Raw genomic sequence first — 24,454 nt, 5'->3', positions numbered from 1 at the left:
CGTCCTGAAGTCCAAACCGTCGCGAGCGGCAAGCCGTCAGCGCATCGCGCTGGGCCGCCGGCGCGGCGCCTGGCGGGGATACAAGCCGTCGTGAAGTCCGAGCCGTCAGCCGACGCAGGCCGTCCCGAAATCCAAGCCGTCGCGAAGTCGCAGCCGTCATGAGACTCCGGTCCGTTTTCGGGCTGGCCCTGCGCGCCGCACCCGGGCACCTGATCGGCTACGTGCTGCTCGTCGTCGCCTCCGGCGCCGCGCCGGTCGCGGGCGCCTGGCTCACCCGGGTCGTCATCGACCGGATCGTCGGCGGTGGCGGGCAAGGCAGTGGCGGGCTCGGCGGCGGGACTGGCGGTGGCGGGCTCGGCGGCGGCGGGATCGACGGCGGCGAGTTCGGCGGCGGCGGGCCGGTCGGCGCCTACCTCGGACCGGCCGTGCTGCTCGCCGGTGTCGGGGTGCTGCTCGGGGCGACCCCGCACCTGGCCGCGTACCTGCGCCAGGAGCTCGACCGGCGGGCCGGGCGCACCGCCCAGCGCCGGCTGCTCGAGGCCGTCGACCGGCTCAGCGGGCTGCGCCGGTTCGAGGACCCCGAGTACCTCGACCGGCTCCGCCTCGCCCAGCAGACCGGCGACCTCACGTGCGGCGAGGTCGTCGACGGTACCCTCGGCGTGCTCCGCTCCGCGATCACCGTCGCCGGGTTCGCCGTCTCGCTCGCCCTCCTCGGGCCCTGGGTCACCGCGTTCATGCTCGCCGGCGGCGTCCCCACCGTGCTCGCCGAGCTCGGGCTGGCCAGGCAGCGCGCCCGCATGTTCTGGCGGATCGGACCCGTCCAGCGCCGCGAGATGTTCTACACGCACCTGCTCACCACCATCGGCGTCGCCAAGGAGCTCCGGCTCTTCGCGGCCACGCCGTTCCTGCACGCCCGCATCCTCACCGACCGGGCCACCGCCGACGCCGCCCGCCGCCGTGTCGACCGTATCCACGCCGTCGTGCAGACGGCGCTGGCCGTGCTCGCCGCCGCGATCGCCGGGGCCGGGCTGCTGTGGGCCGTCGCCGCCGCCCGCGACGGCCGGCTCACCGCGGGCGACGTCGTCGTGTTCGTGACCGCGATCGCCGGCGTCCAGGCCGCCCTGGCCACCCTCGCCGACGACGGCGCCCGCGTACACTTCGCGCTGGAAAACTTCGCGCACTACGAGACCGTCGTCGGCGCCGGTCCCGACCAGCCGTCCGGCACCCGCGCGCCGGCCCCGCTGCGGGAGGGCATCGAGCTGCGCGACGTCTGGTTCCGCTACTCCGACGAGCACCCCTGGGTCCTGCGCGGCGTCGACCTCGTCATCCCCCGCGGCACCGCCGTGGCGCTCGTCGGGCGCAACGGGTCCGGCAAGTCCACACTGGTCAAGCTGCTGTGCCGGTTCTACGACCCGACCCGCGGGGCGATCCTGTGGGACGGGGTCGACCTGCGCGAGTTCGACGTGGCCGCCCTGCGCCGGCACATCGGCGCCGTGTTCCAGGACTACGTCGCCTACGACCTCACCGCCGCCGAGAACATCGCGCTGTCCGAAGTGGACGGCAAGGGACGGGTCGCCGCAACGGCCAAGAACACCGCACCGCCCGAAGTGGACGGCAGGGAGCGGGTCGCCGTAGCGGCCAAGAACACCGCACCGCCCGAAATGGACAGCAGGGAGCGGGTCGACGCAGCGGCCGAGAACATCGCACTGTCCGAAGTGGACGGCAGGGAGCGGGTCGATGCAGCGGCCAAGAACACCGCACCGCCCGAAATGGACAGCAGGGAGCGGGTCGACGCAGCGGCCGAGAACACCGCGCTGCCTGAGGTCGACGGCAGGGAGCGGGTCGGCGTAGCGGCCGAGGACATCGCACTGTCCGACGTGGACAATATAGTGCGGGTCCGCGCGGCGGCCGAGGCGGCGGGCGTGCACGGCACCGTCGAACGGCTCCCCCGCGGCTACGACACGCTGCTGTCCCGGGTCTTCGCGGCCGGCGAGGAGGACCACCCCGAGGCGGGCGTGGTGCTGTCCGGCGGGCAGTGGCAGCGCCTCGCCCTGGCCCGGGCGCTGTATCACGCCGGGCGCGACCTCATGGTGCTCGACGAGCCGTCGGCCGGGCTGGACGCGGAGGCGGAACAGGCAGTACACCGGACGCTTTTGGAATCGGCCGCGGACAGCACGAAGCTGCTCGTGTCGCACCGGCTCAGCGCCGTGCGGCAGGCCGACCACGTGGTGGTGCTCGACGCCGGCGCCGTGGTCGAGCGCGGCGACCACGCGTCCCTGGTCGCGGCCGGCGGCGAGTACGCGCGGCTGTTCACGCTCCAGGCCGCCGGCTACCAGTGACCGCTACAGGCTGCGCGGGAGGCTGATCGTCGCCACCGTCGGGCCGCCGGGCGGGCTGTGCAGGTGCAGCGTGCCGTCCACCGCGTCGAGGCGGTCCGCGATGCCGCGCAGGCCGGTGCCCGCCGCCAGGTCCGCGCCGCCGTGGCCGTCGTCGCGCACCGTGATCCGGAGGGCGGCCGTCGTGGCCTCGAAGGTGACCGCGGCCGCCGTGGCGGCGCTATGCTTGACGACGTTGGCAAGGCATTCGGCGATCGCGAAGTAGGCGGAAGTCTCGACGGCCGGCGGCAGCTCGTCCGGGACCTCGCCGGACACCTCCACGGGGACGGCCAGGTCCAGGGCCAGGGTCCGCACGGCGTCGCGCAGGCCGCGGTCGGCCAGCACCGCCGGGTGGATGCTGTGCATGACCGCGCGCAGGTCGTCGAGGGCCGCGACCGCCGTGGCCCGGGCCTCGTCGAGGAGCTTCGCCGCGCCGTCCGGGTCGAGGCGGATCAGGCCGCCGGCCAGGCCCAGGGTCAGCGACAGCGAGACCAGCCGGGCCTGCGCGCCGTCGTGCAGGTCGCGCTCGACGCGCTTGAGCTCGGCCGCCTGCCGGTCCACGGCGCCGCGGCGGGAGCGGGTCAGGGCGGTGACCCGGCCGGCGAGCCGGGCCTCGCGCGACCGGACGAACACGAAGCCGCCGAAGAGCAGGGCCAGGCCGAGCCAGGTCCAGGCGGGCCAGAAGTACCCGCCGCCGGTGAACACCCAGACCGCGAGGTCGACCACCGCCAGCGCGGCGGCGGCCAGCCCCACGGTCCGGGTCGCGAACCTGGTCACCGGTAGGCGAACTTCCGCAGCAGCATCTCCGCGGGCCCGCGAATACCCCGAAGCGCAAGGGCCTCGCCGCCGCCCGGAAGCGCAGGAGTCTCGCCGCCGCCCCGCAGCGCAACGGCCTCGCCGCCGCCGCGAGGCGCAGGAGCATCGCCGCCACCCCGCAGCGCAACGGCCTCGCCGCCGCCCCGCAGCGCAGCGACATCGACGCCGCCCTGAAGCGCAGACGCCTCGCCGCCGCCGCGAGGAGCGAGACCGCGAACGAGACCGCGAACGCCCCGGTTGGCCAGCGCCTGCGCGCCGAGGGCCGAGACCGCCCACACCCCGATCGCCGCGAACAGCGCAGCCCACGTCCCGCCCAGGCCGAGCGCCCACGGGCTGAAGAGGACGAGCCAGCAGACGGACTGCAGCAGGTACCCGCTGAGCGACCGCTGCCCCAACGCCACCACGGGCTGCAGCACCCGCGGGGTGCCACCGGACAGCCGGAGCGCGAGCAGCCCGAAGAGGGCGACATACCCGGCGCCGCCGTACTCGCCGGTGATCGCGTGGACACGGGCCATGGCCTCGACGGTACCGGGAGCCGCGTGCACCAGTCCCGCCGCCATCAGAGCGTACGGCAGCGCGCCCAACGTCGAGATGCCCAGCCCGACGCCCGCCGTCCAGCGCAGCAGCGTCCGGTGCGCCGCCGGGTCCTCGAGCACCCGCCGCCGCGCCGCCCAGATGCCGAGCCAGACGATGACGATGAACGGCAGCACGGTCGCGGTGTGCACGGGCCACTCGGCGACGCGGTCCAGCAGCGACGCCCAGTACGACGGGGCGGCGAGGGACGGGTTCGGCGCGTTGGAGATGCCGGCGGTACCCCCGCGGAAACCGGTGCAGGCAAGCACGGCCAGGATCACGGCGTTGACCGTCTGGATGCCCCACAGCCACAGCACGATGCGGTGCACGCGATCGCTGCGGCGCACCAGCAGCACGGTGGCGACCAGCCCCACGATCCCGTAGGCGCCGAGGAAGTCGCCGAAGTACAGCAGCGTGGCGTGGACGGCCCCGAACACGATGAGCATGGCGTTGCGGCGCAGCAGGACCCGGTCCGGCTGCCGCCGGGCGAGCTGCACCAGGCCGTACCCGAACATGATGGCGAACACCGGATACGCCCGCGCATCGACGAACGTGGCCATCAGGAAGTTCACCACCCGCCCGAGGCCGTGCGGGTTCGGGTCGAGCCCGGGTTGCCCGGCGAATGCGCAGTTGGCCGCGTTCGCGAGCGCGATGAACAACAGCATGGCGCCGCGGGCCAGATCCGGCGCGAGGACGCGCGTTTCCTTTGGCATGTGCACAACGCTCGTCTGTGCGAACGCTCAATTCGAGGACACTGGAACCCGTCCGATGGGGGTACTACTACCCCTGTTCCAGGTATGCGAGCACCGCCAGCACGCGCCGGTTGTCGTCCTCGGACGCCTGCAGGCCGAGCTTGGTGAAGATGTTGTTCGTATGCTTGGCCACGGCCTTCTCGGTGATGAACAGCGCGCCGCCGATCGCCGCGTTCGTGCGCCCCTGCGCCATGTGCGCGAGCACCTCGCGTTCGCGCGCGGTCAGCCGGTCGAGCGGGAGCGTTCGCTCACGGCTGTCGAGCAGTTTGGCCACCACGGTCGGGTCGAGCGCGGTGCCCCCGTCGGCCACGCGGCGCACCGCGGCCACGAACTCGTTGACGTCGGAGACGCGGTCCTTGAGCAGGTACCCGATGCCGCCCTGCCCGTCCGCGAGCAGCTCCCGGGCATAGAGGCGCTCGACGTACTGCGAGAGCACCAGCACCGGAAGCCCCGGCACCGCCGCCCGCGCGGTGAGCGCCGCGCGCAGTCCCTCGTCGGTGAGCGTCGGCGGCAGGCGAACGTCCACAACGGCCACGTCCGGACGCTCGTTCATGAGCGCATCGAGCAGCTCCGGCCCGTTGTCCACGGCGGCCACGACCTCGAAGCCGTGCGCCTCGAGCAGCCGGATCAGCCCGTCACGCAGCAGGGCCAGGTCCTCGGCCACAACGACTCGCACCCGGCTCACCCTACCGCGCCGAGCAACCGACACCGATCGCCCCGAGCACCCGACACCATCGCGGCGAGCAACCGACACCCATCGCGCCGAGCAACCGACACCATCGCGGCGAGCAACCGACACCCATCGCGCCGAGCAACCGACACCATCGCGGCGAGCAACCGCTCATCCGACCGCGCTGAGCAACCGTTCCGCGGTGCGCGTTCCCGGCTCCGGCTGGTACACGATGAGCGTTCGTTCATCATCCCCCGCCACCGCGAGCCGCTCATAGGTGAACACGAGCGAACCGAACACCGGATGGTTGAGCCGCTTGGTGCCGAAGTCCTTCTCGCGCACCCGATGCCCGGCCCACAGCCGCCTGAACTCGGCACTGCTCTCCCGCAGCTCCGCGATGAGCGCGGTCATCCACGGGTCGCCGGGGTGCCGGGCCGCCTCCAGCCGCAGCGAGGCGGTGACCGTTTCGGCGTCCCCCGCCCAGTCCGCGAACAACGCGCGCGACCGCGGGTCGAGAAAGAACGCCCGTGCGCGATCGTGCGTGGCCGGATCGTCGTCAATCCCGAACACCGCCTTCGCGAGCCCGTTGGCGGCCAGCACGCGCATCCGGAAATCGACCAGGATCGCAGGAGCGTGTTCAATGCCTTCAAGCAGCAGGTGTACCGACTGACGCACCGCCGGCCGCCGCTCGTTCGCCGCTCGTTTCGGCCGCACGAGCGCGCGCAGATATGCACGTTCGGTCGCATCGAGCCGCAGCGCCCGCCCGACCGCATCGAGCACCGAATCGGACACATGCGCACCGCGCCCCTGCTCGAGCCGAACGTAGTAGTCGGTGCTGACCCCGGCCAGCTCCGCGACCTCTTCCCGGCGCAGCCCCGGCACCCGCCGCCGCCCGTACTCGACCAGTCCCACCTGGGCCGGCGTCAGGCGAGCCCGCCGGGTCCGCAGAAAGTCACCGAGCGCGTCCACACCTCCAGGGTAGTTCTGCCGGACCCTGGTTGCCGTGCGCGAACGAGCACAGGCTGATGCTCATGACTGAGCGTTTGAACACGGTCCGTTTGGGTGCGAACGGCCCGCTCGTGGGCCGCCAGGGCTTCGGCGCCATGGCGATCAACACCGAGTACTACGGCGCCACCGACGAACAGGCGGCCCGCGCCACGCTGGAACGCGCGCTGGAGCTGGGCGTCACCCTGATCGACACGGCCGACACGTACGGCGACGGCGCGAACGAGCGCTTCCTCGCCCCGTTCCTGGCCGACCACCGCGCCGAGGTGGTGCTCGCCACCAAGTTCGGCCTGGGCGACCGCGCGGCCGGCATCGTCAACGACCCGCGGCGCATCCGCGCGTTCGCCGAGGCCAGCCTGGAGCGCCTGGGCGTCTCGCACATCGACGTGTACTACATGCACCGCCGCGACCCCGCCGTGCCCATCGAGTCCGTGGTCGAGGCGATGGCCGAACTGGTCGCCGACGGCCTGGTCGGCCACCTGGGCCTGTCCGAGGTCACCGCCCCCGAACTGCGCGCCGCGCACGCGGTCCACCCGATCGCCGCCGTCCAGTCCGAATGGTCCCTGTTCAGCCGCGACATCGAGGCCCAGGTGGTACCGGCGGCCGCGGCCTTGGGCGTCGCCCTGGTCGCCTACTCCCCGCTGGGCCGCGGCGTCCTGACCGGCGCGATCCCCTCGGCCGACCACCTGGACCCGGCCGACTACCGCCGCCGCATGCCCCGGTTCGCCGAGGGCAACGCCACCCGCAACCACGACCTCCTGGCCCCACTGCGCACGGTAGCGGAGGCCCACGCAGCGTCATTGGCCCAGGTCGCGCTGGCCTGGCTGCACGCCCGGGAAGCTCGTTTCGGCCTCCCGGTGATCCCGATCCCGGGCACCCGCAGCCCTGCCCGCCTGACCGAGAACACGGCCGCCACGCGCCTGACCCTGACTTCAGAGGACGAAGCCCTGCTGAACTCCCTGGCCACCGCGGTCTCCGGCCCCCGCTACGCCGACATGACCTTCGCCTCAGCCGGCCGCGAGTAGCCGGAAACTCCGCCCGACGCGGCGGAAACCGTCGGAAACCGCACGCCACGGAGGGAAACCCGCCGGAAAATGCGCACGGCGGCAAGGCAAGCCAGCCGGAAACCCCGCACCGCGCACGGAAACCCGGCCGGAAACCGCGCGGCCGCCGAAGGAAACCGCCGGAAACTGGGCGGCGGGGAATGTGGGCGTGGCCGGGAGTAGCCGTTCGCGGGGCGGAAGGGGTGGCGGACATCGCGTAGGGTCACGGCGTGAGCTCGTTCGCGCTGGCGGTGGACTACGGGACGTCCAACACCGTGGCCATTCTGCGGTGGCCGGACGGCAAGACGCGCCCGCTGCTGTTCGACGGCTCCCCGCTGCTGCCCTCCGCCGTGCACGCCATGGCCGACGGGCATCTGGCCACCGGGCGGGACGCGCTCAACAGTGCCAAGCTCGACCCGGTCCGCTTCGAGCCCAACCCCAAGCGGCACGTCGACGAGCCCGAGCTGCTGCTCGGCGACGCCACCGTGCCCGTGGTCGCGGCCGTCGGGGCCACGCTCCAGCGGGTCGCGGACGAGGCGCGGCACGTCGCCGGGCACACCATGCGCGAGATCGTGATGACGCACCCGGCCGAGTGGGGGTCGACGCGGCGCAACGTGCTGGTCGAGGCCGCGCGGCGGGCCGGGTTCAATGCGCCGCGGCTCGTGCCCGAGCCGGTCGCCGCCGGGCTGTACTTCACCGCCGTGCTCGGGCAGAAGGTGCCGGCCGGGAGCTGTGTCGTCGTGTACGACCTCGGGGCGGGGACGTTCGACGCCTCCGTGGTCCGGCGCACTCCGAACGGCTTCGAGACCCTCGCGTACCACGGGCTCGACGACGTCGGCGGGGTCGACCTCGACGAGCTCGTGGTGCAGCAGATCGGCGGGGTCGTGGCCACCGGGCATCCCGAGGCCTGGGACCGGCTGTCCAACCCGCGGACGGCGAGCGACCGGCGCTCCACCCGGGCGCTGCGCGACGACGCGCGGATGCTCAAGGAGCGGCTGTCCCGGGAGGCGTCGGCCGGGCTCCTGGTGCCGATTCTCGACCGCGACCTGCACGTGACCCGCGAGGAGCTCGAGCTCGGCGCGCGGCCGCTCATCGCGCAGACCGTCGCCGTCACCACCGCGACCATCGCCGCGTCGCGGGTGCCGCGCGAGCAGATCGCCGGGCTGTTCCTCGTCGGCGGCTCGACCCGGATGCCGCTCGTCGCGACCGAGCTGCACCGGGCCACCGGCATCACGCCCACGGTGCTGGACCAGCCCGAACTCGTCGTCGCCGAGGGCGCCCTGGTCACCGACCCGGCGGGGGGACCGGCCCGGAGCGTCGCGCCGATCTCCGCCGCGCCCGTCTCGCCCTACCCGGTGTCGCCCGGCTACACGAGCCCGGCGCCGGCCAGCCCAGCGCCGGCCAGGCCAGCGCCGGCCAGCCCGCCCATGGTCCAGCGCCCGATGATGCCGCCCCAGCAGCCCATCGTCGCCCAGCGCCCGATCACGCAGCCGATCACCCCACCGGCCGGCATGCCCCAGCAGCCGATGATGCCGCCCGTCGGCATGCCGCACCAGCAGTCGCTCGCACCGCACCCCGGCATGCCACCACAGAGCGCGCCGCTGCGGCCGTTCTTCCCGGCCGGCGGGCGCGTCCCGGCCGTGTTCATGACCAGCACCGGCGTCATCATCGGCAAGGCCGCGGCCCGGCTGCTGTGGATCCTGCCCTTCTTCCTCGGCAGCATCCTCGCCTTCGGGGCGGTCTACGAGCCGACCGGCAACGACGATCTCGGCATCATCCCGACGCTCCTGATCTGGGCGTACAGCCTGATCTGGATCGGCAGCTCCATCGTCCGCATGGTGCGGGCGCCGTCCGAACCCCAGCGCCTGATCATCGACGAGGCCGGCCTGACCGTCTTCGTGCAGAACCGGCCGATCCACATCCCGTACAGCCAGGTCGAGCGCATCGAGGTCCGGCACCGCGGCTTCTTCCTGCGCCCGACGCTGCTCGTGGTGCCCCGGCCCGGCACCGGGCTCGCCGTCCACCCCGACCTGCGCAACCGCATCACCCGCGACGGCACCGCGATCCGCCTCGCCGACCTGCGCACCCTGGGCGCGAACAAGAACTCGGTCCGCGCCGCCATCCGGCAGTATCACGGAACATGAAGATCCCCAGCGACAGGAACCCCAGCGACAGGATTCCCAGCGACGAGGAGATCCGGGACCTGCACGAGCGCCTGGCCCCCAGCCCACAGGCGTTCGCGAGCGTCTGGACGCACTGCCAGATCGTCGCCCGCATCGCGGAGCAGCTCCACGCCCCGGACGCGGACCCGAAGCTCGTCCGGGCCGGCTGCCTCCTGCACGACCTCGGCGTCTACCGCCTGCGGCCCGGCGAGCACTACATCCGCCACGGCCTGCTCGGCCACGAGATGCTCGCCGAGCTCGGCTACCCCGAGACCCTGCGCCGCTTCTGCTCCCACCACACCGGCGTCGGCCTGACCGCGCAGGACGTCCTCGCCCAGCAGCTCCCGCTCCCGCCCGGCGACTACCTGGCCGAGACCGGGGCGGAGCGGCTCGTGATGTACGCCGACAAGTTCCACAGCAAGTCGACCCCGCCGCGGTTCGTCTCCGCCGCCGCCTACACCGTCGCCGTGACACGCTTCGGCGAGGACAAGAGCGCGACGTTCAAGGCCATGGTCGCCGAGTACGGCGAGCCCGACCTGCGCGACCTCGCCGCCGAGTACGGCCACCACCTCGTCTAACTAGAGCGAGTCGATGAACGCCCGCGACCGCGAGAGCACCAGGCCCGTCGCCAGCCCGTCATAGGACGGCAGCGAGGCGTCGAGGAAGAGGTGCTGGTCGCCGTCGTACAGGTACAACTCCCCCGGCAGTTCCCGCGCGGCGTCCACATCGCCCTCACCCGCGAAGAACGGGTCGCGGTCCATCCCGTGCACCTGGACCGGCAGGCCCTCGGGCCACGGGCCGATCGCCCACTCGCCGCTGACCGGCAGACAGGCCTCGTAGAGCAGCGCCCCGCGGGCCCCCGGCCGGGTCTGCGCGAGGCGCTGGGCGGTCATCACACCCCAGGAGATTCCGGCGTACACCATCCCGTCGTACACCGACCAGTCGCGCTCCCGCAGCTCGGGCGCGAGCCGCTCCGCCAGCGCGGAACCCTCCTCCAGGGAGGCGGGCAGCTCCCCGCCGAACAGGTCCGGGGTGTGCACGGTGTGCCCGCCGGCCCGCAGCCCGTCGGCGAACTCGAGCACCCCGTCGGTCAGCCCCAGCAGGTGGTGGAACAGCACAACCTCAGCCATGACCCAACCCTAGCCGCCGACTACGATGACCGCGTGACGCGCAAGGCCGAGAGCATCGTCGCGGAGTTGCGCCGGCGGATCGTCGCGGGTGAGCTGAGGCCCGGCCGGGCGCTGCCGACCGCCCGGGAGGTCATGGCCGAGTTCGGCGTCTCGATCGGCCCCGCGTACCGGGCGCTGACCATGATGCGCCAGGACGGCCTGGCCGAGCCGGTGCCCGAGGGCCGCGGGTCGGTCGTCGCCGCGGGCGCCGCCGAGGCCGTGCAGGCCCCGCCGCCGCTGCCGGAGGAGGGCGCCGAGACAAGGGCCGCGCTGGTACGGGCGGCGATCGAAATAGCCGACGCGGAGGGCCTGGGCGCGCTGTCGATGCGCCGGCTCGCCCAGCGCTTCGAGGTGGCCAACGTCTGGCTGCTCACCTTCGTGCGGGACAAGGCCCAGCTCCAGGTCCTCATGTCCGACGCCGTGTTCGCCGGGCGCCCGCCCCCGGAAACGCACAACAGCCCGCGGGAGACGCTGGAGGCGCTCGCAAGGCTGCAGTGGGAGATGTACCGCGCGCACCCGTGGCTCGCGGTCACCGTCTCGTTCAAGCACCCGCGGCTCGCCCCGCACATCGAGGCGCACACGGCGGCGGCCGACCCGCGCCTGACCCGGACCGTGCAGAACTTCGTCCGCGGCAGCGCCATGACAGCCAGTACAACAGCGTTCGAAACGGGGTTGCGGTGCCTCCTGGACGGGATCGCCGCCCAGGAGGCACCTGCCGGTTAGTTCGGCGAGCCGTTGAACACGAACTGCGAGCCGGGTTCCTTCACGACACTGCCCGTGGCCGAGTTGGTGATGGTCACGTTGGTCAGCGTCGCGCTGCCCCGGGCGCTGCCCATGGCCAGGATGCCCGCGCCGTTGTTGGACTTGTCGATGCGGACGTTGGTGATGGCCACGTTCGGGTACTGGCCGCTGCCCGCCTTGAACTGGATGCCGTCGTAGGTCGAGTCGATGACGTCGGTGTCCTTGATGGTGACGCCGACGATGTCGCTCGACGGCGCGAACAGCGTGATCGCGCCGAACTTCTGCTGCTCGCCCCAGAACACGCCGCCGCACCGGTACAGGCCGTTGTTCGCGATCGTCGTGGTGCCGGAGAAGGCGATCGGCGAGTGGTCGGTGGCCAGCATGATGCCCGGGTAGTTCATGGTGTCGGAGATCAGGTTGTTCTCGATCCCGTTGCCGTAGCCGCCGTAGATGGCGATGCCGTTGGCCCGCCACGGCAGCTGGATGGTGTTGTTCGTGAAGTGGTTGTCGTGCCCGACGTCCACCGACTGGTCCTTGACGTAGGTGCTGGACCAGACCGCGAGCGAGTCGTCGCCCGTGGTGCGGAACGAGGAGTTGAACACCTTGGAGTTGCGCGTGCCGTTGGAGAAGTTGATGCCGTCGGCGTAGGTGTCGCGGATGCGCATGCCGGAGAACTCGAGCCCGTCGCCCGGGTTCCAGTAGGCCGGCGTGTCGCTGTAGTCACGGCCGACCCAGGCCCCGACGTTCGTGTGCTCGATCCACACGTTGGAGACCTTGGTGTTCTTGCCGAAGCGACCGTTGAGGCCGTGGCCGCGGTCCTTGCGGTTGGTCGTGCCACCCCAGATCGACAGGTCCGAGAGCTGGACGTTGTCGTCGATGTCGAAGCCGACGTTGCCCTCGTGCGGGTGGTTGATGCCGCCGACCACGTTCTGCGGCTCGGTGGTCGTGTACAGGTTCGAGTACCACATCCCGGCGCCCTTGATGACGACGTTGCGGATGCCCTTCTGGTTCCACTGGCCCCGCGTCGGGTCCGGCGTGAGGATCTTCTGCTCCTGCCGCCACTGCCCGGCCGGAATCCACACGCAGCTGATGACGCCGTTCTGGTCGTCCATCACCGCGCGCTGGATGGCCGCCGTGTCGTCGACGCCGTCGTTGGGCACCGCGCCGTACTGCGTGATCGACGTGCACCCCGCCGGCTGCGACAGCGCCGGGGCGACCTGCTCGAGGTCGATCATGTCGATGTAGTAGAACGACGCGTTGTCGCCGCTGTCCCGCTGCAGCTTGAACTTCGTGCCGACCGGGTAGCTCGACGTGAGCAGCGCGTGCGACTCGTCGAACAGGCGCCGGGCGTCGCCGCCGGGCGAGTTGGACAGGCTCTCGGTGTCGTCGCTCGTGCCGTACAGCCAGCTGAAGTGCGACGAGAGGGTCAGCTTCTGCACGAAGACGTTGTTCGCGTAGAGGCTGAGGGTGTAGTCCGCGCCGCCGCCCGAGGGCGAGTCCGGCACCGAGTTGCGCACCACGATCGAGTTGGCCTGGTTGGTGGACGTGAACTCGACGTACTGCCCGGTGCTGTTCAGCCGCACCGACGCCCGGCCCGAGCTCTCGGTGCCGAAGTTGGTGTGCCCGAACGTGCGCAGCGAGTCGGCGGTCACCAGGGTGCCGTTGTAGTTCGCGGCCTCGGCCTCGTACTCGGTGTACGGCACCGCGGCGCCGCGCCCGACCACGACGGAGCGCGAGAGGGAGTTGTTGTCCTCGCGGGTCTCCGCGACCACGTTCGTCGCGTCGGCCGTGGCGGTGATCGTCGCCCCGCCGGCGACCGCGGTCCACGTGCCGGGGACGGCGACGGTGACCGTCGAGCCGGCGCCGATCGCGCCCGTGTTGGCGTTCAGCGTCGTACCGCCCACGCTCACCCGGGTCACGGTCGTCGCGCTGACCGCCGTGGTGCCGGTGTTGGCGACCGTGACGGTGAAGGAGACCGCCGCGCCGGCCGCCGGGCTGGCCGGGTTGGAGGCGACCGCGGTCACCTGCAGGTCCGGGCCGGGCGCCTGGGTCACCACGAGCGGGCTCGCGGTGGTGAAGCTGTTGTTGTCGTTGTTCTGCTCGACGACGGTGTTCGCCGGGTCGACCGTGGCGGTCAGCGCGTAGCTGCCCATCGGGCGGGTGCCGGCGTTGTAGGTGACGGTGGTGGAGGCGCCGGCGGCGAGCGCGCCGACGTTCGCGGTGCCGGCGACGGAGCCGCCGAGCGAGAAGTTGAGCGAGGTGGCGGCCGATGCGGCGGTACCGCTGTTGCGCACCGTGGCCGACAGCGTGATCGCGGTCGTCTCGTTGACCGACGCCGGCGACCAGGAGGCGGTGGTGACCACGAGGTCCGGGTTGGGTGCCATCGTGCCGAACACCTGGAACTCGGCGACCTGGCCGCCGGGCGCGCCGGTGTTGCTGAAGAACTGCAGCTGCACGTCGGCCACGCGGGCGCTCACCGAGATGGTGACGGTGTTCTGCGTGCCGCCCGGGGCGAACGCGTAGTCGGCGCGCGCCTTGAGCGTGGTGAAGGTCGTCGCGGACTGGTCCCGGCCGAGCACGGCGATGCCCTGCGTGCGCGCGCCCCAGGCGGTGTCCGGGTTGAGCTTCACGACGATCGAGTTGACGTCGGCGTTGGCGCCCAGGTGCACCGTGAGGGTGCCCGGGTACCCGCTGGACTCCCAGTAGGTGGCCACGTTGCCGTCGACGGCGTTGGCGGCCACGAACGAGAACACCGAGGAGCTCGCGTCGACCGGCTTGCCCTGCGACAGGTTCGTGCCGCCCGGCGGCTGGGTGCTGCCGTTGCGGGTGACGTGGTTGCTGTCGGCGCTCTCGGTGCCGGCGGTGTCACGGGCCCGGACGAAGTACTCGACGGTCGTCCCGCTGGGCTGCGTGTCGGTGTACGTCAGGGTGCCCGCGGCGACCGTGGCCCGCGCGGTGCCGTTGGCGTAGACGGTGTACCCGCCGATGCCCAGCGACGACGAGGACGCGGTCCAGGTCAGCTTGATCTGCCCGTTGCCGGGCTCGGTGAACGCGAGGTTCCCGGGCGCGGTCGGCGGGTTGGTCGTGGTCGTGGCGCCGTAGACCTCGAACTCGGACACCTGCCCCGCGGGCCAGCCGGTGTTCGCGGTGATGGTGGCGCGCACGTACCGTACCGTCGCGGCGTTGAAATTGATCGTGGCCGTGTTGGCGGCGGCCGGGTCGAACACCCGCCCGGCCGAGGCCGAGAGCGTGGTGCCGAAGTTGGTGCCGTCGGTGCTGCCGGTCAGGGCCAGGGTCTGCGTGCGGGCGCCCCAGCTGCCGGTGGGCAGCTTGAGCTTGACCTGGTCGACGCTGACCGCCGAGCCGAGGTCGACCTGGATCCACTGCGGGAACGCGTTGTTGGCGCTCTCCCAGTAGGTGCCCTGGTTGCCGTCGGTGACGTTGCTCGCGCGGTAGACGTCGGCGAAGCTGCTGGCGGTGGCGGTCTTGCCCTGGGCGAGGTTCGGCCCGCCGGCGGCGACGGCGGGCTGGGCGGCGGTGAGTCCGACGGCGCCGGCGACGGCCAGCATCACCGTCAACGCACCGGCGGTGAGTCTTCTTCTGGGCATGGGGTGTCCTCTGCTCCGAATCAGGACAGCGCGGATCACCCGACCTCGGCGGCCTGGTACGGCTGCCCAGGTCAGGGCGAGTGGGGTGGGTGCCCAGCAGACGGTTGGCGGTGCGTCAGCCGGAAGTTGCAGATCTTTGCCTCGTTTTTGCGGACGGGGACTATAAGGTTGCAGACATTCGGCCATTCGTCAACGTCTACATGCAAAAGGCCGACCCCGTTCGGGGTCGGCCTTTAGCAGAAGTGCAGGTCAGATCTGAGCGCCTCCGTCGGCGCCGCCGTCGGTGCCGTGCGGGTCCGCGCCGCCGTCGTTGGGCCCCTCGGCGGACACGTGCGTGCGCACCTCGTGCTCGTCGTGCTCCGAGTCGTGCGGCACGCCGTTGACGTTCGAATGGTGCTCCGAGTGCGAGTGGTGTTCGTGGTGCTCCGAGTGGGAGCTGTGCGAGGTCGTGGTGATGTCGTTGTCATTGAGTCCCATGCCGCCTGGGTACCCGTCCGCGCACCCGCGCAACCGCTCAGCTTGCCGCCGCGGCCGCCGATGACCCGGACGTTGACGGGAGGAGTGCCCGTGGTCCGGCCGTTCCGGCTCACCGCCGGCCTGCTGACCGGCGCGGCCGCCGTGGTCGTGCTCGCGGTCTGGCTGACCGGCGTGCTGCTGCGCGCGTGGCAGGCGCCGCTCGCCGGCTGGGCGATGCTGCCGATCGTGGCCGGCGTGGCCACCGCGCAGTGCTGGCGCGCGTCCAACGCCGGGCTGAGCCCGTCCGCGCGGAACTTCTGGCGGTACGTCGCCGTGTCCTCGGCCATGCTCGGCGCCGGCGCGATCAGCAACGCCTTCGACGCCCTGTCCGGCCCCGGCGGCCCGACCCAGCGGATGGGCGCGCTGACCCTCGGCTGCTTCATCGGCGCCTCGTTCATCACCCAGTGGGGCCTGCTGCGGCTGCCCGGCTCCCGCACCCACCGCGGCGGCACCCTGCAGCTCGTGCTCGACAGCGGCACCGTGATGATCTCGATCGGGCTGGTCGCCTGGCACTTCTCGTTCCGCGACGCCGCCGCCTGGGAGAAGGTCTCCGGCTCGGTCTGGCCGTCCGTCGTGGCCGTGGTGGCCGGCTGCGCCACCGTCGCGGTGTTCGTGAAGCTCTCCTCGACCGGCATCGGCGCGATCGAGCGCGTCGCGCTGCGCATCCTCGCCTTCGCCACCGTCGCCGCGGCCACGGCGGGCGCGATGGCGCCGATCTACATGGCGTACCCGGCGATCAGCGACGCCCACGTCACCGTCACCGTCGCCGCCGTCTTCGTCGCGCTCGCGGCCGACCGGCAGCGCCGCGCGGCCGACCTGCCGCCGCCCCCGCCGCTGCCGGCCCGGCGGTGGAGCGTGGTGCCGTACCTCGCCGTGGCGGGCGCGAACGGGCTGCTGCTGGTGGCCGGGCAGGGCAGCGACGGGCGGATCCTCACCGCCGGGGCGGTGCTGCTGACGCTGGTGGTGGTGGCCCGGCAGGTGCACGCGTTCCGGGACAACGCGCGGCTGCTGGAGACGGTGGACCGTACCGTCGCCCAGCTGCGCGAGGCCCGCGACCAGCTGGCCAGCCAGGCCGCCCAGGACGCGCTGACCGGCCTGGGCAACCGCCGGATGCTGAGCCGCCGGATGGAGGAGATGGCCGGCACGCCCCCGCACCGGCTGCACCTGGCGATCATCGACCTTGACGACTTCAAGCAGGTCAACGACCGCCTCGGGCACAACGTGGGCGACGAGCTGCTGCTGGCGGTGGCCGAGCGGCTGACCGGCGTCGCCGGCCCCGCCGGCACCGTGGTCCGCCTCGGCGGCGACGAGTTCGCGGTGCTCATGGACGCCGAGCCGGACGTCGCCGACGCGCTGATCGCCCGCATCGCCGAGGCCCTCCAGCAGCCGCTGACGGCCGGCGACGTGGACCTCATGATCCGCGCGAGCATCGGCCTGGCCAGCGCGTCCGGCGGCGCCGACGCGCGGGAACTGCTGCGCCGGGCCGACGTGGCCATGTACGCGGCCAAGGACCGCGGCAAGCATCGCAGCGCCCGGTTCACCCCCGACCTGGACGCCGTGGCCACCGAGGACGCCCGCATCGCCGCCGAGTTGCGCCGGGCGATGGACACGGGCGAGCTGCACATGGTGTACCAGCCGATCGTCCGTCTCCCCGACGGCAGCATCGAGGCCGCCGAGGCCCTGATCCGCTGGCGGCACCCGGAGCGCGGGTTCGTGCCGCCGTCGGTCTTCATCCCGGTCGCCGAGCGCACCGGACTCATCGCCCCGCTCGGCGAGTGGATCCTGCGCACCGCCGCTGTTCAGGCCGTCCGGCTGGCCCGCGCGGGCCGCCCGGACGTGCGCGTCACGGTCAACGTCTCCGCCCGCCAGCTGCGCGACCCCGACTTCCCGGCCACGGTGCGCCGCATCCTGGCCGAGACGGGGGCGGGCCCGCACCGGCTGACGGTGGAGGTCACCGAGACCGCCGTGTTCGACGACGACCTGGCCCTGGCCTCGGTGCGCACCCTGCGCGAGATGGGCCTGCGCATCGCCCTGGACGACTTCGGCACCGGGCACTCCTCGCTGGGCCTGCTGCAGATCTGCCCGGTCGACGTGCTCAAGGTCGACAAGAGCTTCGTCGACGAGATCGGCGCCGGCGGCTCACCGGCGGTCATCGCCACCGCCCTGCTGCAGATCGCCGACGGGCTCCACCTGCGCGCGGTCGCCGAGGGCGTCGAAACCCAGGAACAAGCGCAGCAGTTGTACTCCCTGGGCTACCGCTACGCGCAGGGCTACCACTTCCACCGCCCCATGCCGGCCGACGACCTGATGAAGGTCCTCGCCCAGCCGGTCCCGGCCTGACCGCCCGGCGCAGTTCGTCGTTTCGGGGCCGGGCGTGCGGGCATGCGAGTGCACGCCGAGTCGGCCGAGTACTGGGACGCGCCGCACGGCCGGGCGTATCGCTGATCCAGTACGGGGCCGCGGCCCTGCTCGGACGCACCCCTCCTGAGGGCGAGAACGAGGTCGTCGACCTGCGCTGAGCAGGTGTGCACCCGAGCCAACGCCCGTCCTGCAAGAATGCTGATCATGCGGCCGATGGACGAGCAGCGGTTCTGGCAGCTGATCGACATGGCCGGCGGCTCGGTCGACGGCCTCGACCGGCTGCGCGCGGGGCTGGAGGGGTTGAAGCCCAAGGACGTGGTGCGCTTCCAGGAGCGGCTCGCCCGGGTTCTGTATGACCTCGACCGCGAGGTGCTGGCCGGTCAGCCGGTGCGCTTCGACTACGATGACGAGGACGACGAGGACCCACCGCTCCCGCTGAGCGACGACTCGTTCCTCTACCTACGCTGCGGCCTCGTGCTGCGCGGGCGGGACACGGTGGCCGCGGTGCTCGCCGACCCGGCGATGCTGGCCACCGGGCGCTGGCCCGACGCCGAGGCCCTGCTCTACCTGGCCGACGAGGTGGTCGGCGACGACATCGAGACGAAGTACGACTTCGAGACCGGCAGCAACGAGGCGCACTGGTCCGAGCCCGACGAGGAGCCGCGTGAGGCCTGGGACACCGGTCCCCGGCCGGTCGTGGTCACCTGCGAGGACCGCACGAAGCCGCTGGACTTCACGCGCATCCACGAGGACGGGACCGAGACGCCGGGCCGCTCGTACGGCCTGGTGCGCTTCCTGTCCCGCGAGACCGAGTTCGGCCTGACGCTCGACATGTCCCGGGCGGTGGCGCTCTCCGGCGGGCTGCCGGGTGACCTCGGCACGGAGCACCTGCACGTCACCATCGGCTGCGGCCTCGAGTGGCAGACCGTCCCGGAGGTCGTGGGGCTGGTCGAGGACGAGATCGTGCACGGGCCGGTGCTGCTGGTCCTGGCCGAGCTGCCGATCGCGACCGCGAGGGGCTGGTCGCCGGTGGAGCGGCGGACGGGGCTGACCGCCCTCGCGGCGGCATGCGTACTGGCCGCGCTGCCGACCGGCCACGGCGCCCGGCCCACGCTCGAACCGCTGCACGCGGCCGGCGCGCACCTGCTACGAGCGGCCCCGTAGGTAGGAGACGGCCTCGGCGAGGGCCAGGTCAGTGAGCACCGGGTCGTGGCGGGCGCCCACGTCGCGCATGAAGGCGTGCTCGCCGCCCGAGTAGACGTGCAGCTCCAGGTCGTCGTGGCCGGCCCGGTACAGGGCGTCGAGGATCTGGACGCGGGCCGGGGCGGGGACGTGCGGGTCCTGGGCGCCGAAGACGAGCATCAGGCCGCCGCGGATGTCGGCCGCGCGGGCCAGGGAGCCGGCGTCGTCCGCGCCGAGCTTGCCGTCGTGCAGGCCGGTCGGGTAGAAGCAGACGGTCGCGGCCACCCGCGGGTCGAGGGCGGCGCGGAAGGCGAGGTGGCCGCCGATGCAGAAGCCGGTCGCGTACAGCTCGGTCAGGTCGGACCGGGCCGCCAGGAAGTCCAGCACCGCGGTGCGGTCGGCGTCGAACTCGGCGGTCGTGGTGGCGGCCGCGGCGGCGAGGCCGGTGGCCTTGCCCTCGTCGTCGAACTCGAGGGCCACGCCGGCGAGGCGGCGCGGATAGATCTCCGGGACGCAGACGAGGAACCCGTCGGACGCGAGGCGGCGCGCGGTGCGCAGGGTCGACTCGGTGAGCTGGAAGATGTCCGTGTACAGCACGACCCCCGGCACCCGCGCCGCTCCCACCGGCGCGATGACCCGGGCGCGGATCTCGTAGCCGGCGGCCGGAACCGCCACGTCTTCCTCGCGCAGCTTCATGGCCTGGAACCTTACCGGCGCATCCGGCGCGGCATCGCCAGGTGCGGGGACACCACACCGAAAAGGACGCCTGCCGCCAGCCGGACCGGCCGAGACGCAGGCGGTGCCACTAGCGCAGCGTCGCCAGATCCAGGCTGTGCCACACGTCCCCGCGGGACCACCACAGCATGTGGCCGCGGGCGAAGACCTGGTCGGCGTCGTCGGCCACGGTGATCAGGCGGTCGGTGCGCAGGTCGTAGAGGGCGAGCCGGTGCGAGGAGTCGTACGCCGTGCGGGTGCCGGTCTGCAGCACCGCCGAGAACCGGTCCAGCAGCGCGGGCGGGCCGGCGGCCGGGAACGTGTCCACGCCCCCGACGCGGCGGCGGGCGGTGCCGTCGGGGTGGAGGAGCGCGAGGCTGGTGTCGCCGCCGGTACCGGAGGAGACCACGGAGCGGCACCAGGACGGGCCGCAGTCGACGGTCTCGGCCGCCGACTTCACGATCGTGATCCGCTTGCCGGTGGCGAGGTCGCGCAGCTCCTGCCGGCCGGCCGCGCGGGCCGCGGCGCCGGTCTGCAGCCACGGCCAGGCCGAGAGCTCGTAGGAGCCGTCGACGCTCGTCGTGGTCACCGGGCCGCCGTCGAGCGGGACCGAGCGGATCTCGGTGGCCGGGCCCGCCACCGCCGCCCAGGACAGCAGGCCGTCGTGGGCGACGAGGTCGTACTCCCCGCCGGTGAACTCGGCGTCGCCGGTGTCAGCGGCGAGCGGTACACCCGCGGAATCCTCGCGCCAGGCCAGCCGGAAGATCCGGTGCTGCAGCGGCTGGGTGGTCGTGGCCGTGGACTCGACCCAGAACACGTCGTCGCCGGCGGCGGTGAAGGCGGCGAAGCGCGGATAGCGGTCCTGCCCGGCCCGCGCCACCTCGCGGACCGTGCCGCCGGTGCGCAGCAGCACCCGCTGGGCCGTGCCGTCCGGGGTGGGGGCGACGCCGATCGAGGTGGTCGCGTCGAGGTACAGGCCGGGCTGGTACCTCGTCCCGTCGGCCAGCCGCGCCGGCGCGTCGGCGATCGTGGCGGCCGGGAACGCCTGGCGCAGCGGGCGCTGGGCGGGCGCGGAGACGGCGGGGGTCGACGGGCCGGACGGATCGGTGAACACCAGCACGCCGCCGATCAGCAGAGCGACGCCGAGGGCGATCGGGCGGATGATCCGCGCGGGGGCCACCCCGGCACCCTACCCGCCCAGGCTGGGCCGTTCGGCCCTGCCCGCGCGCGCCCGGCCGCGTCACGCTGGCAGGAGGGAGTCCACAGTGAGGAGGACCCGATGAGCACACACGCGGACCCGTACGGGATCGTGGTCGGCTACGACGGCTCGCCGGAGGCCCGGCGCGCGGTCGAGTGGGCCGCGGCCGAGGCCGGGCTGACCGGCAGCCGGCTGCAGATCGTCACCACCTACGAGATCACCTGGCCCGGCGCCTACTACGCGGCCGTGGCCGAGCAGGTCGACGCGGCCCGGCAGGCCGCCGAGGCGATCCTGGCCGACATCACCGAGGAGGTGCGCGGGCGCTCGGCCGTGGACGTGTTCGGGGTGTGCGCGGCCTCCTCGGCGGCGGCGACGCTGCTCGACCTCGGCGACGCCGGTGCCACCATGCTGGTCGTGGGCAACCGCGGCGCCGGCGGGCTGGCCAACCTGCTGCTGGGCTCGGTCAGCCAGCAGGTCGCCACGCACGCCAAGGTCCCGGTGGCGGTCGTGCGCGGGCGGCCCGACCCGTCCGTCGGGCCCGTCGTGGTCGGCGTGGACGGCTCCGCGTCCGGCGACTCCGCGCTGGGGCTCGCGTTCGAGGCGGCCCGGGAGCGCGGGCGGGCCCTGGTCGCGGTGCGGGCGTACCCGCCGGACCACACCGACGAGGCCGCCGAGCGGGCGGCTCTCGAGGACGCCCTGGCCAACTGGGCCGGCAAGTTCCCCGACGTGCCGGTGGCCCAGCTGGTCGCCGCCGGTCGCCCGGCCGCCGTCCTGGTCGACGCCTCGCGGACCGCCACCCTGGTCGTGGTCGGCAGCCGCGGCCACGGCGGCTTCACCGGGCTCCTGCTGGGCTCGGTCGGCCTGCAGCTCATGCACCACGCCGACTGCCCGGTGCTCATCGTCCACTGATCACGACCAGCCCAGCAGCCGGGCGCCGAGGACCGCGGTGTGCAGGGTGAAGCGCTGAGTCGGCTCCCCCGGGTGGTAGCCGGTCAGGTCGCGGATGCGGTCCAGCCTGTACGTCACCGCGCGCACCGACAGATGCAGGTGCCGCGCGGTGGCGGTGTAGTTGCCCTGGTGCTCGAACAGCACGGTGAGCGTGTCGAGGTAGGGCCGGGCCCCGCCGCGCGCCTCCCGCAGCGGCCCGAGCACCGTGGTCACCAGGTCGGTGATCGCCTCCCGGTCGCGCAGCAGCACCGGGAACACGAGCAGGTCGGCCGCGTGCAGGACCGGGGTCGTGAAGCCGAGCTTGGCCGCGTGGTCGAGGCTCCCCCGGGCCTCGCCGAGGGACCGGGCCAGGCCCGGCAGACCCTGATGGGGGCGGCCGACGGCGATCTGCCAGCCGCCCGGCCCGAGCTCGCCGACCAGCAGGCGGGCGAGCTCGGCGGCGATCCCCCGCAGCCCGCCCGCGCTGATGCAGACCAGCTCGCCGTCGCGCAGCGTGGTCAGCGTGTTCCCGTCGCCGTACCGCGCGGCCAGGGCCCCGTCGACCCGCTGGGCCAGCGCCGGGCTCACCTCCGCGCCGCGGGCCACGAGCACGACGTGGGTGGCGGAGAGGCGGATGCCGTACCGCTGGGCCCGCTCGGCCAGGCCGCCCGGGTCGGCGCGGCCGGTGAGCAGGTCGGTGACGAACGCGGCCCGCTCGGTGTCGTGCCGGGCCAGCTCGGCGCGGTTGGCCCGGGCGTACCCGTCCAGGGCCGCGCCCATCACCGCCTCGAGCAGCCCGTGGTCCGCCCCCGCGCCTGCCTTGAGCAGCCCGAGCACGAGGTCGCGGACGGGCGCGCCGTCGTCCGCGGCGCGGGCGCCGAGCAGGGCCGCGGCCCGGACCGGATCGGGCTCGCCGAACGGGCTCATACGCCGACGTCGCGCCGATCGAACCAGAGCACCCCGGCGAGCGCGGTCACCACCCCGGCGGCGACGGGCACCGCGAGCTCGACCGGGTGCCAGCCGGTGTGCAGCGGGTCGGTGCCGAACGCGTAGTGGAACGGGGAGCCGTACCGCAGCCAGCCGAGCCCGTCGATGACGCCGCCGAGCGCGTTGGCGATGTAGGTGGCCACCGCGAGCGCCCCGGCCACCGCGAGGACCGTCCCCCGGCGGCCCGAGGCGGCCCCGGCCAGGAACGCGACGCCGGTGAAGCACCAGGCCACGGCGACCAGGCCGAAACAGGCGGACGAGACGTCGGACAGCCCGATGTCCATGCCGGCCGCGGGCACGATCGCCAGGAGCAGCACCCAGGGCACGGCCGCGATCGCGGTGATCCCGGCGGCCGCGGCGAGCAGGCGCTGAGCCGCAAAGGCACGACGCCGCAACGGTACCGTCAGCAGCAACTCGAGCCCGCCGTCCTCCTCGGGCCCGGCGATCGTGCGGGCCGCCACGGTGATCGCGCACATCAGCACCAGCAGCGGCCCGAGCAGGCTGAACACCGTCGCCTGCAGGTAGCCGGCGGCCGAGGTCAGGTCGGCGATGCCGAGGAAGTCCATCATGGACTTGGGCAGCGCGTCCTGCTTGAGCTGGGAGACGCCGGCGAAGTTGCGATAGAAGGACGTGTACGCGCCGGTGAACGCGGCCACGCCCACGGCCCAGCCCAGCAGCGCGCGGCGGTCGTCGGCCCAGGTCTTACGCACCAGCGCGGGCAGCATCCGGGTCCCCTTCGGCGTGGTAGTAGTACGAGAGGAAGGTCTCCTCAAGATCTGGCTCGGCCGACAGCAGGTCGATGACCTCGTGCCGCGCCGCCGCCTTGACCAGCGGGTCGAGCTTCCCGTCGACGGTGCAGCGCAGCACCGGCCCGTCCACGCGGACCTCGGCGACCCCGGGCAGCCCGGCGAACTCGGCGGCGCCGACCGGGTCGGCGAAGTGGATCTCGACGGTGCGCACGGCCCGGCGCCCCAGCGACTCGACCCGCTCGACCGCGGCCAGCCGCCCGGCGCGCACGATCGCGACCCGGTCGGCGGCCTGCTGCACCTCGGCCAGCACGTGCGAGGACATGAACACGGTCTGCCCGGCCGCCCGCGCGTCGCGGACCAGGCCGAGGAACTCCTGCTGCATCAGCGGGTCGAGGCCGCTGGTCGGCTCGTCGAGCACGAGCAGGTCGGGCTGGTGCATGAAGGCCTGCACGAGGCCGACCTTCTGCCGGTTGCCCTTGCTCATCGCGTGCACGGGCCGGGACAGGTCGAGCTCCAGCCGCTCGGCCAGCTCGGTGACCCGGCTCCACGCGACTCCGCCGCGCGCGTCGCCGAAGAAGCGCAGCAGGTCGGCCGCCTTGCCGCGGCGGCCGGGGAAGGCCAGCTCGCCGGGGAGGTAGCCGATGCGCCGGTGCAGGGCGGCCTTTTCCCGGCGCGGATCGAGGCCGAGCACGGTGACCCGGCCGCCGGTGGGGCGCAGGAAGTCGAGCAGCAGCCGGATGGTGGTGGTCTTCCCGGCGCCGTTGGGCCCCAGGAAGCCGAGCACCTCCCCCGCGCGGACCTCGAGGTCGAGCCCCTCGATGCCGCGGTGCGCGCCGTAGAACTTGGTGAGTTCCTCGGCGCGCACCGCGATGTCTGTGGTCATGCCCCCATCCTGCGACCGGCGGG

General features: G+C 73.2%; 20 protein-coding genes. 8 read left to right on the top strand and 12 right to left on the bottom strand.

Going from position 1 to position 24,454, the window contains the following annotated elements:
* Positions 1-158 precede the first annotated feature (158 nt).
* A complete protein-coding gene (locus tag ACQPZ4_RS16535; RefSeq protein ID WP_433061424.1) occupies positions 159-2,339 on the top strand; it encodes an ABC transporter ATP-binding protein in 2,181 nt (726 codons plus the stop codon).
* Between the two features lie 3 nt (positions 2,340-2,342).
* On the opposite strand, the gene ACQPZ4_RS16530 is transcribed toward ACQPZ4_RS16535, so the two are convergent.
* From ACQPZ4_RS16530 to ACQPZ4_RS16515, 4 genes are all read right to left on the bottom strand, one after another.
* On the bottom strand, positions 2,343-3,152 hold the full coding sequence (locus ACQPZ4_RS16530; protein WP_433061422.1) for a sensor histidine kinase: 810 nt from the start codon (positions 3,150-3,152) through the stop codon (positions 2,343-2,345).
* Positions 3,149-4,477 (bottom strand): DUF418 domain-containing protein, encoded by a 1,329-nt coding sequence (locus tag ACQPZ4_RS16525; protein ID WP_433061419.1) that lies wholly within the window; start codon positions 4,475-4,477, stop codon positions 3,149-3,151. Before ACQPZ4_RS16525 ends, ACQPZ4_RS16530 begins: the two co-directional genes overlap by 4 nt.
* Positions 4,478-4,544: 67 nt before the next feature.
* Complete coding sequence (locus ACQPZ4_RS16520; protein WP_433061417.1) at positions 4,545-5,192, bottom strand: response regulator transcription factor; 648 nt, start codon at positions 5,190-5,192, stop codon at positions 4,545-4,547.
* A 165-nt stretch (positions 5,193-5,357) separates the two neighbouring features.
* Positions 5,358-6,155: a helix-turn-helix transcriptional regulator gene (locus tag ACQPZ4_RS16515; RefSeq protein ID WP_433061415.1), complete on the bottom strand. Its 798-nt coding sequence runs from the start codon at positions 6,153-6,155 to the stop codon at positions 5,358-5,360.
* Between the two features lie 62 nt (positions 6,156-6,217).
* Here ACQPZ4_RS16515 and ACQPZ4_RS16510 point away from each other — a divergent pair, with 62 nt between their 5' ends.
* From ACQPZ4_RS16510 to ACQPZ4_RS16500, 3 genes are all read left to right on the top strand, one after another.
* Positions 6,218-7,216, top strand: a complete 999-nt coding sequence (locus ACQPZ4_RS16510) for an aldo/keto reductase (protein WP_433061413.1) — start codon at positions 6,218-6,220, stop codon at positions 7,214-7,216.
* Positions 7,217-7,464: 248 nt separating this feature from the next.
* Positions 7,465-9,378, top strand: coding sequence for an Hsp70 family protein (locus tag ACQPZ4_RS16505; protein ID WP_433061410.1), 1,914 nt, complete (start codon positions 7,465-7,467; stop codon positions 9,376-9,378).
* Complete coding sequence (locus tag ACQPZ4_RS16500; protein WP_433061408.1) at positions 9,375-9,974, top strand: HD domain-containing protein; 600 nt, start codon at positions 9,375-9,377, stop codon at positions 9,972-9,974. The genes ACQPZ4_RS16505 and ACQPZ4_RS16500 overlap by 4 nt, the downstream gene beginning before the upstream one ends.
* Here the strand turns inward: ACQPZ4_RS16500 and ACQPZ4_RS16495 are convergent, their stop codons facing one another.
* On the bottom strand, positions 9,975-10,526 hold the full coding sequence (locus ACQPZ4_RS16495; RefSeq protein ID WP_433061406.1) for a dienelactone hydrolase family protein: 552 nt from the start codon (positions 10,524-10,526) through the stop codon (positions 9,975-9,977).
* Positions 10,527-10,559: 33 nt separating this feature from the next.
* Here ACQPZ4_RS16495 and ACQPZ4_RS16490 point away from each other — a divergent pair, with 33 nt between their 5' ends.
* Complete coding sequence (locus tag ACQPZ4_RS16490; RefSeq protein ID WP_433061403.1) at positions 10,560-11,288, top strand: GntR family transcriptional regulator; 729 nt, start codon at positions 10,560-10,562, stop codon at positions 11,286-11,288.
* Here the strand turns inward: ACQPZ4_RS16490 and ACQPZ4_RS16485 are convergent.
* On the bottom strand, positions 11,285-14,914 hold the full coding sequence (locus ACQPZ4_RS16485; protein WP_433061401.1) for a CARDB domain-containing protein: 3,630 nt from the start codon (positions 14,912-14,914) through the stop codon (positions 11,285-11,287). The two genes, ACQPZ4_RS16490 and ACQPZ4_RS16485, sit on opposite strands and share 4 nt — an antisense overlap.
* Positions 14,915-15,163: 249 nt before the next feature.
* On the bottom strand, positions 15,164-15,391 hold the full coding sequence (locus ACQPZ4_RS16480; RefSeq protein WP_433061398.1) for a BatC protein: 228 nt from the start codon (positions 15,389-15,391) through the stop codon (positions 15,164-15,166).
* A gap of 90 nt (positions 15,392-15,481) precedes the next feature.
* Here ACQPZ4_RS16480 and ACQPZ4_RS16475 point away from each other — a divergent pair, with 90 nt between their 5' ends.
* Positions 15,482-17,770 (top strand): putative bifunctional diguanylate cyclase/phosphodiesterase, encoded by a 2,289-nt coding sequence (locus tag ACQPZ4_RS16475; RefSeq protein ID WP_433061396.1) that lies wholly within the window; start codon positions 15,482-15,484, stop codon positions 17,768-17,770.
* Positions 17,771-18,004: 234 nt separating this feature from the next.
* Positions 18,005-18,955, top strand: coding sequence for a DUF4240 domain-containing protein (locus ACQPZ4_RS16470; protein WP_433061394.1), 951 nt, complete (start codon positions 18,005-18,007; stop codon positions 18,953-18,955).
* On the opposite strand, the gene ACQPZ4_RS16465 is transcribed toward ACQPZ4_RS16470, so the two are convergent.
* A complete protein-coding gene (locus ACQPZ4_RS16465; protein ID WP_433061392.1) occupies positions 18,938-19,669 on the bottom strand; it encodes a dienelactone hydrolase family protein in 732 nt (243 codons plus the stop codon). The genes ACQPZ4_RS16470 and ACQPZ4_RS16465 overlap by 18 nt on opposite strands.
* 109 nt (positions 19,670-19,778) lie before the next feature.
* Positions 19,779-20,867 carry a hypothetical protein gene (locus ACQPZ4_RS16460; protein WP_433061390.1) on the bottom strand — a complete coding sequence of 363 codons (1,089 nt, stop codon included), beginning with the start codon at positions 20,865-20,867 and terminating at the stop codon, positions 19,779-19,781.
* Between the two features lie 99 nt (positions 20,868-20,966).
* On the opposite strand from ACQPZ4_RS16460, the gene ACQPZ4_RS16455 reads away from it, so the two are divergent.
* Positions 20,967-21,794 carry a universal stress protein gene (locus tag ACQPZ4_RS16455; protein WP_433061387.1) on the top strand — a complete coding sequence of 276 codons (828 nt, stop codon included), beginning with the start codon at positions 20,967-20,969 and terminating at the stop codon, positions 21,792-21,794.
* On the opposite strand, the gene ACQPZ4_RS16450 is transcribed toward ACQPZ4_RS16455, so the two are convergent.
* Genes ACQPZ4_RS16450 through ACQPZ4_RS16440 form a run of 3 tightly spaced genes read right to left on the bottom strand, consistent with a single transcriptional unit; the run spans position 21,795 to position 24,431 of the window.
* A complete protein-coding gene (locus ACQPZ4_RS16450; RefSeq protein WP_433061385.1) occupies positions 21,795-22,739 on the bottom strand; it encodes a PucR family transcriptional regulator in 945 nt (314 codons plus the stop codon). It abuts the gene before it with no gap.
* Positions 22,736-23,524 carry an ABC transporter permease subunit gene (locus ACQPZ4_RS16445; RefSeq protein WP_433061382.1) on the bottom strand — a complete coding sequence of 263 codons (789 nt, stop codon included), beginning with the start codon at positions 23,522-23,524 and terminating at the stop codon, positions 22,736-22,738. The genes ACQPZ4_RS16450 and ACQPZ4_RS16445 overlap by 4 nt, the downstream gene beginning before the upstream one ends.
* Entirely contained in the window at positions 23,502-24,431 is a 930-nt protein-coding gene (locus ACQPZ4_RS16440) for an ABC transporter ATP-binding protein (RefSeq protein WP_433061379.1), read from the bottom strand. The genes ACQPZ4_RS16445 and ACQPZ4_RS16440 overlap by 23 nt, the downstream gene beginning before the upstream one ends.
* Positions 24,432-24,454 lie beyond the last annotated feature (23 nt).

This window comes from Dactylosporangium sp. CS-033363 (assembly GCF_050942475.1).
GTDB lineage: Bacteria > Actinomycetota > Actinomycetes > Mycobacteriales > Micromonosporaceae > Dactylosporangium.
This window is presented reverse-complemented; position numbering and strand designations above follow the sequence as displayed.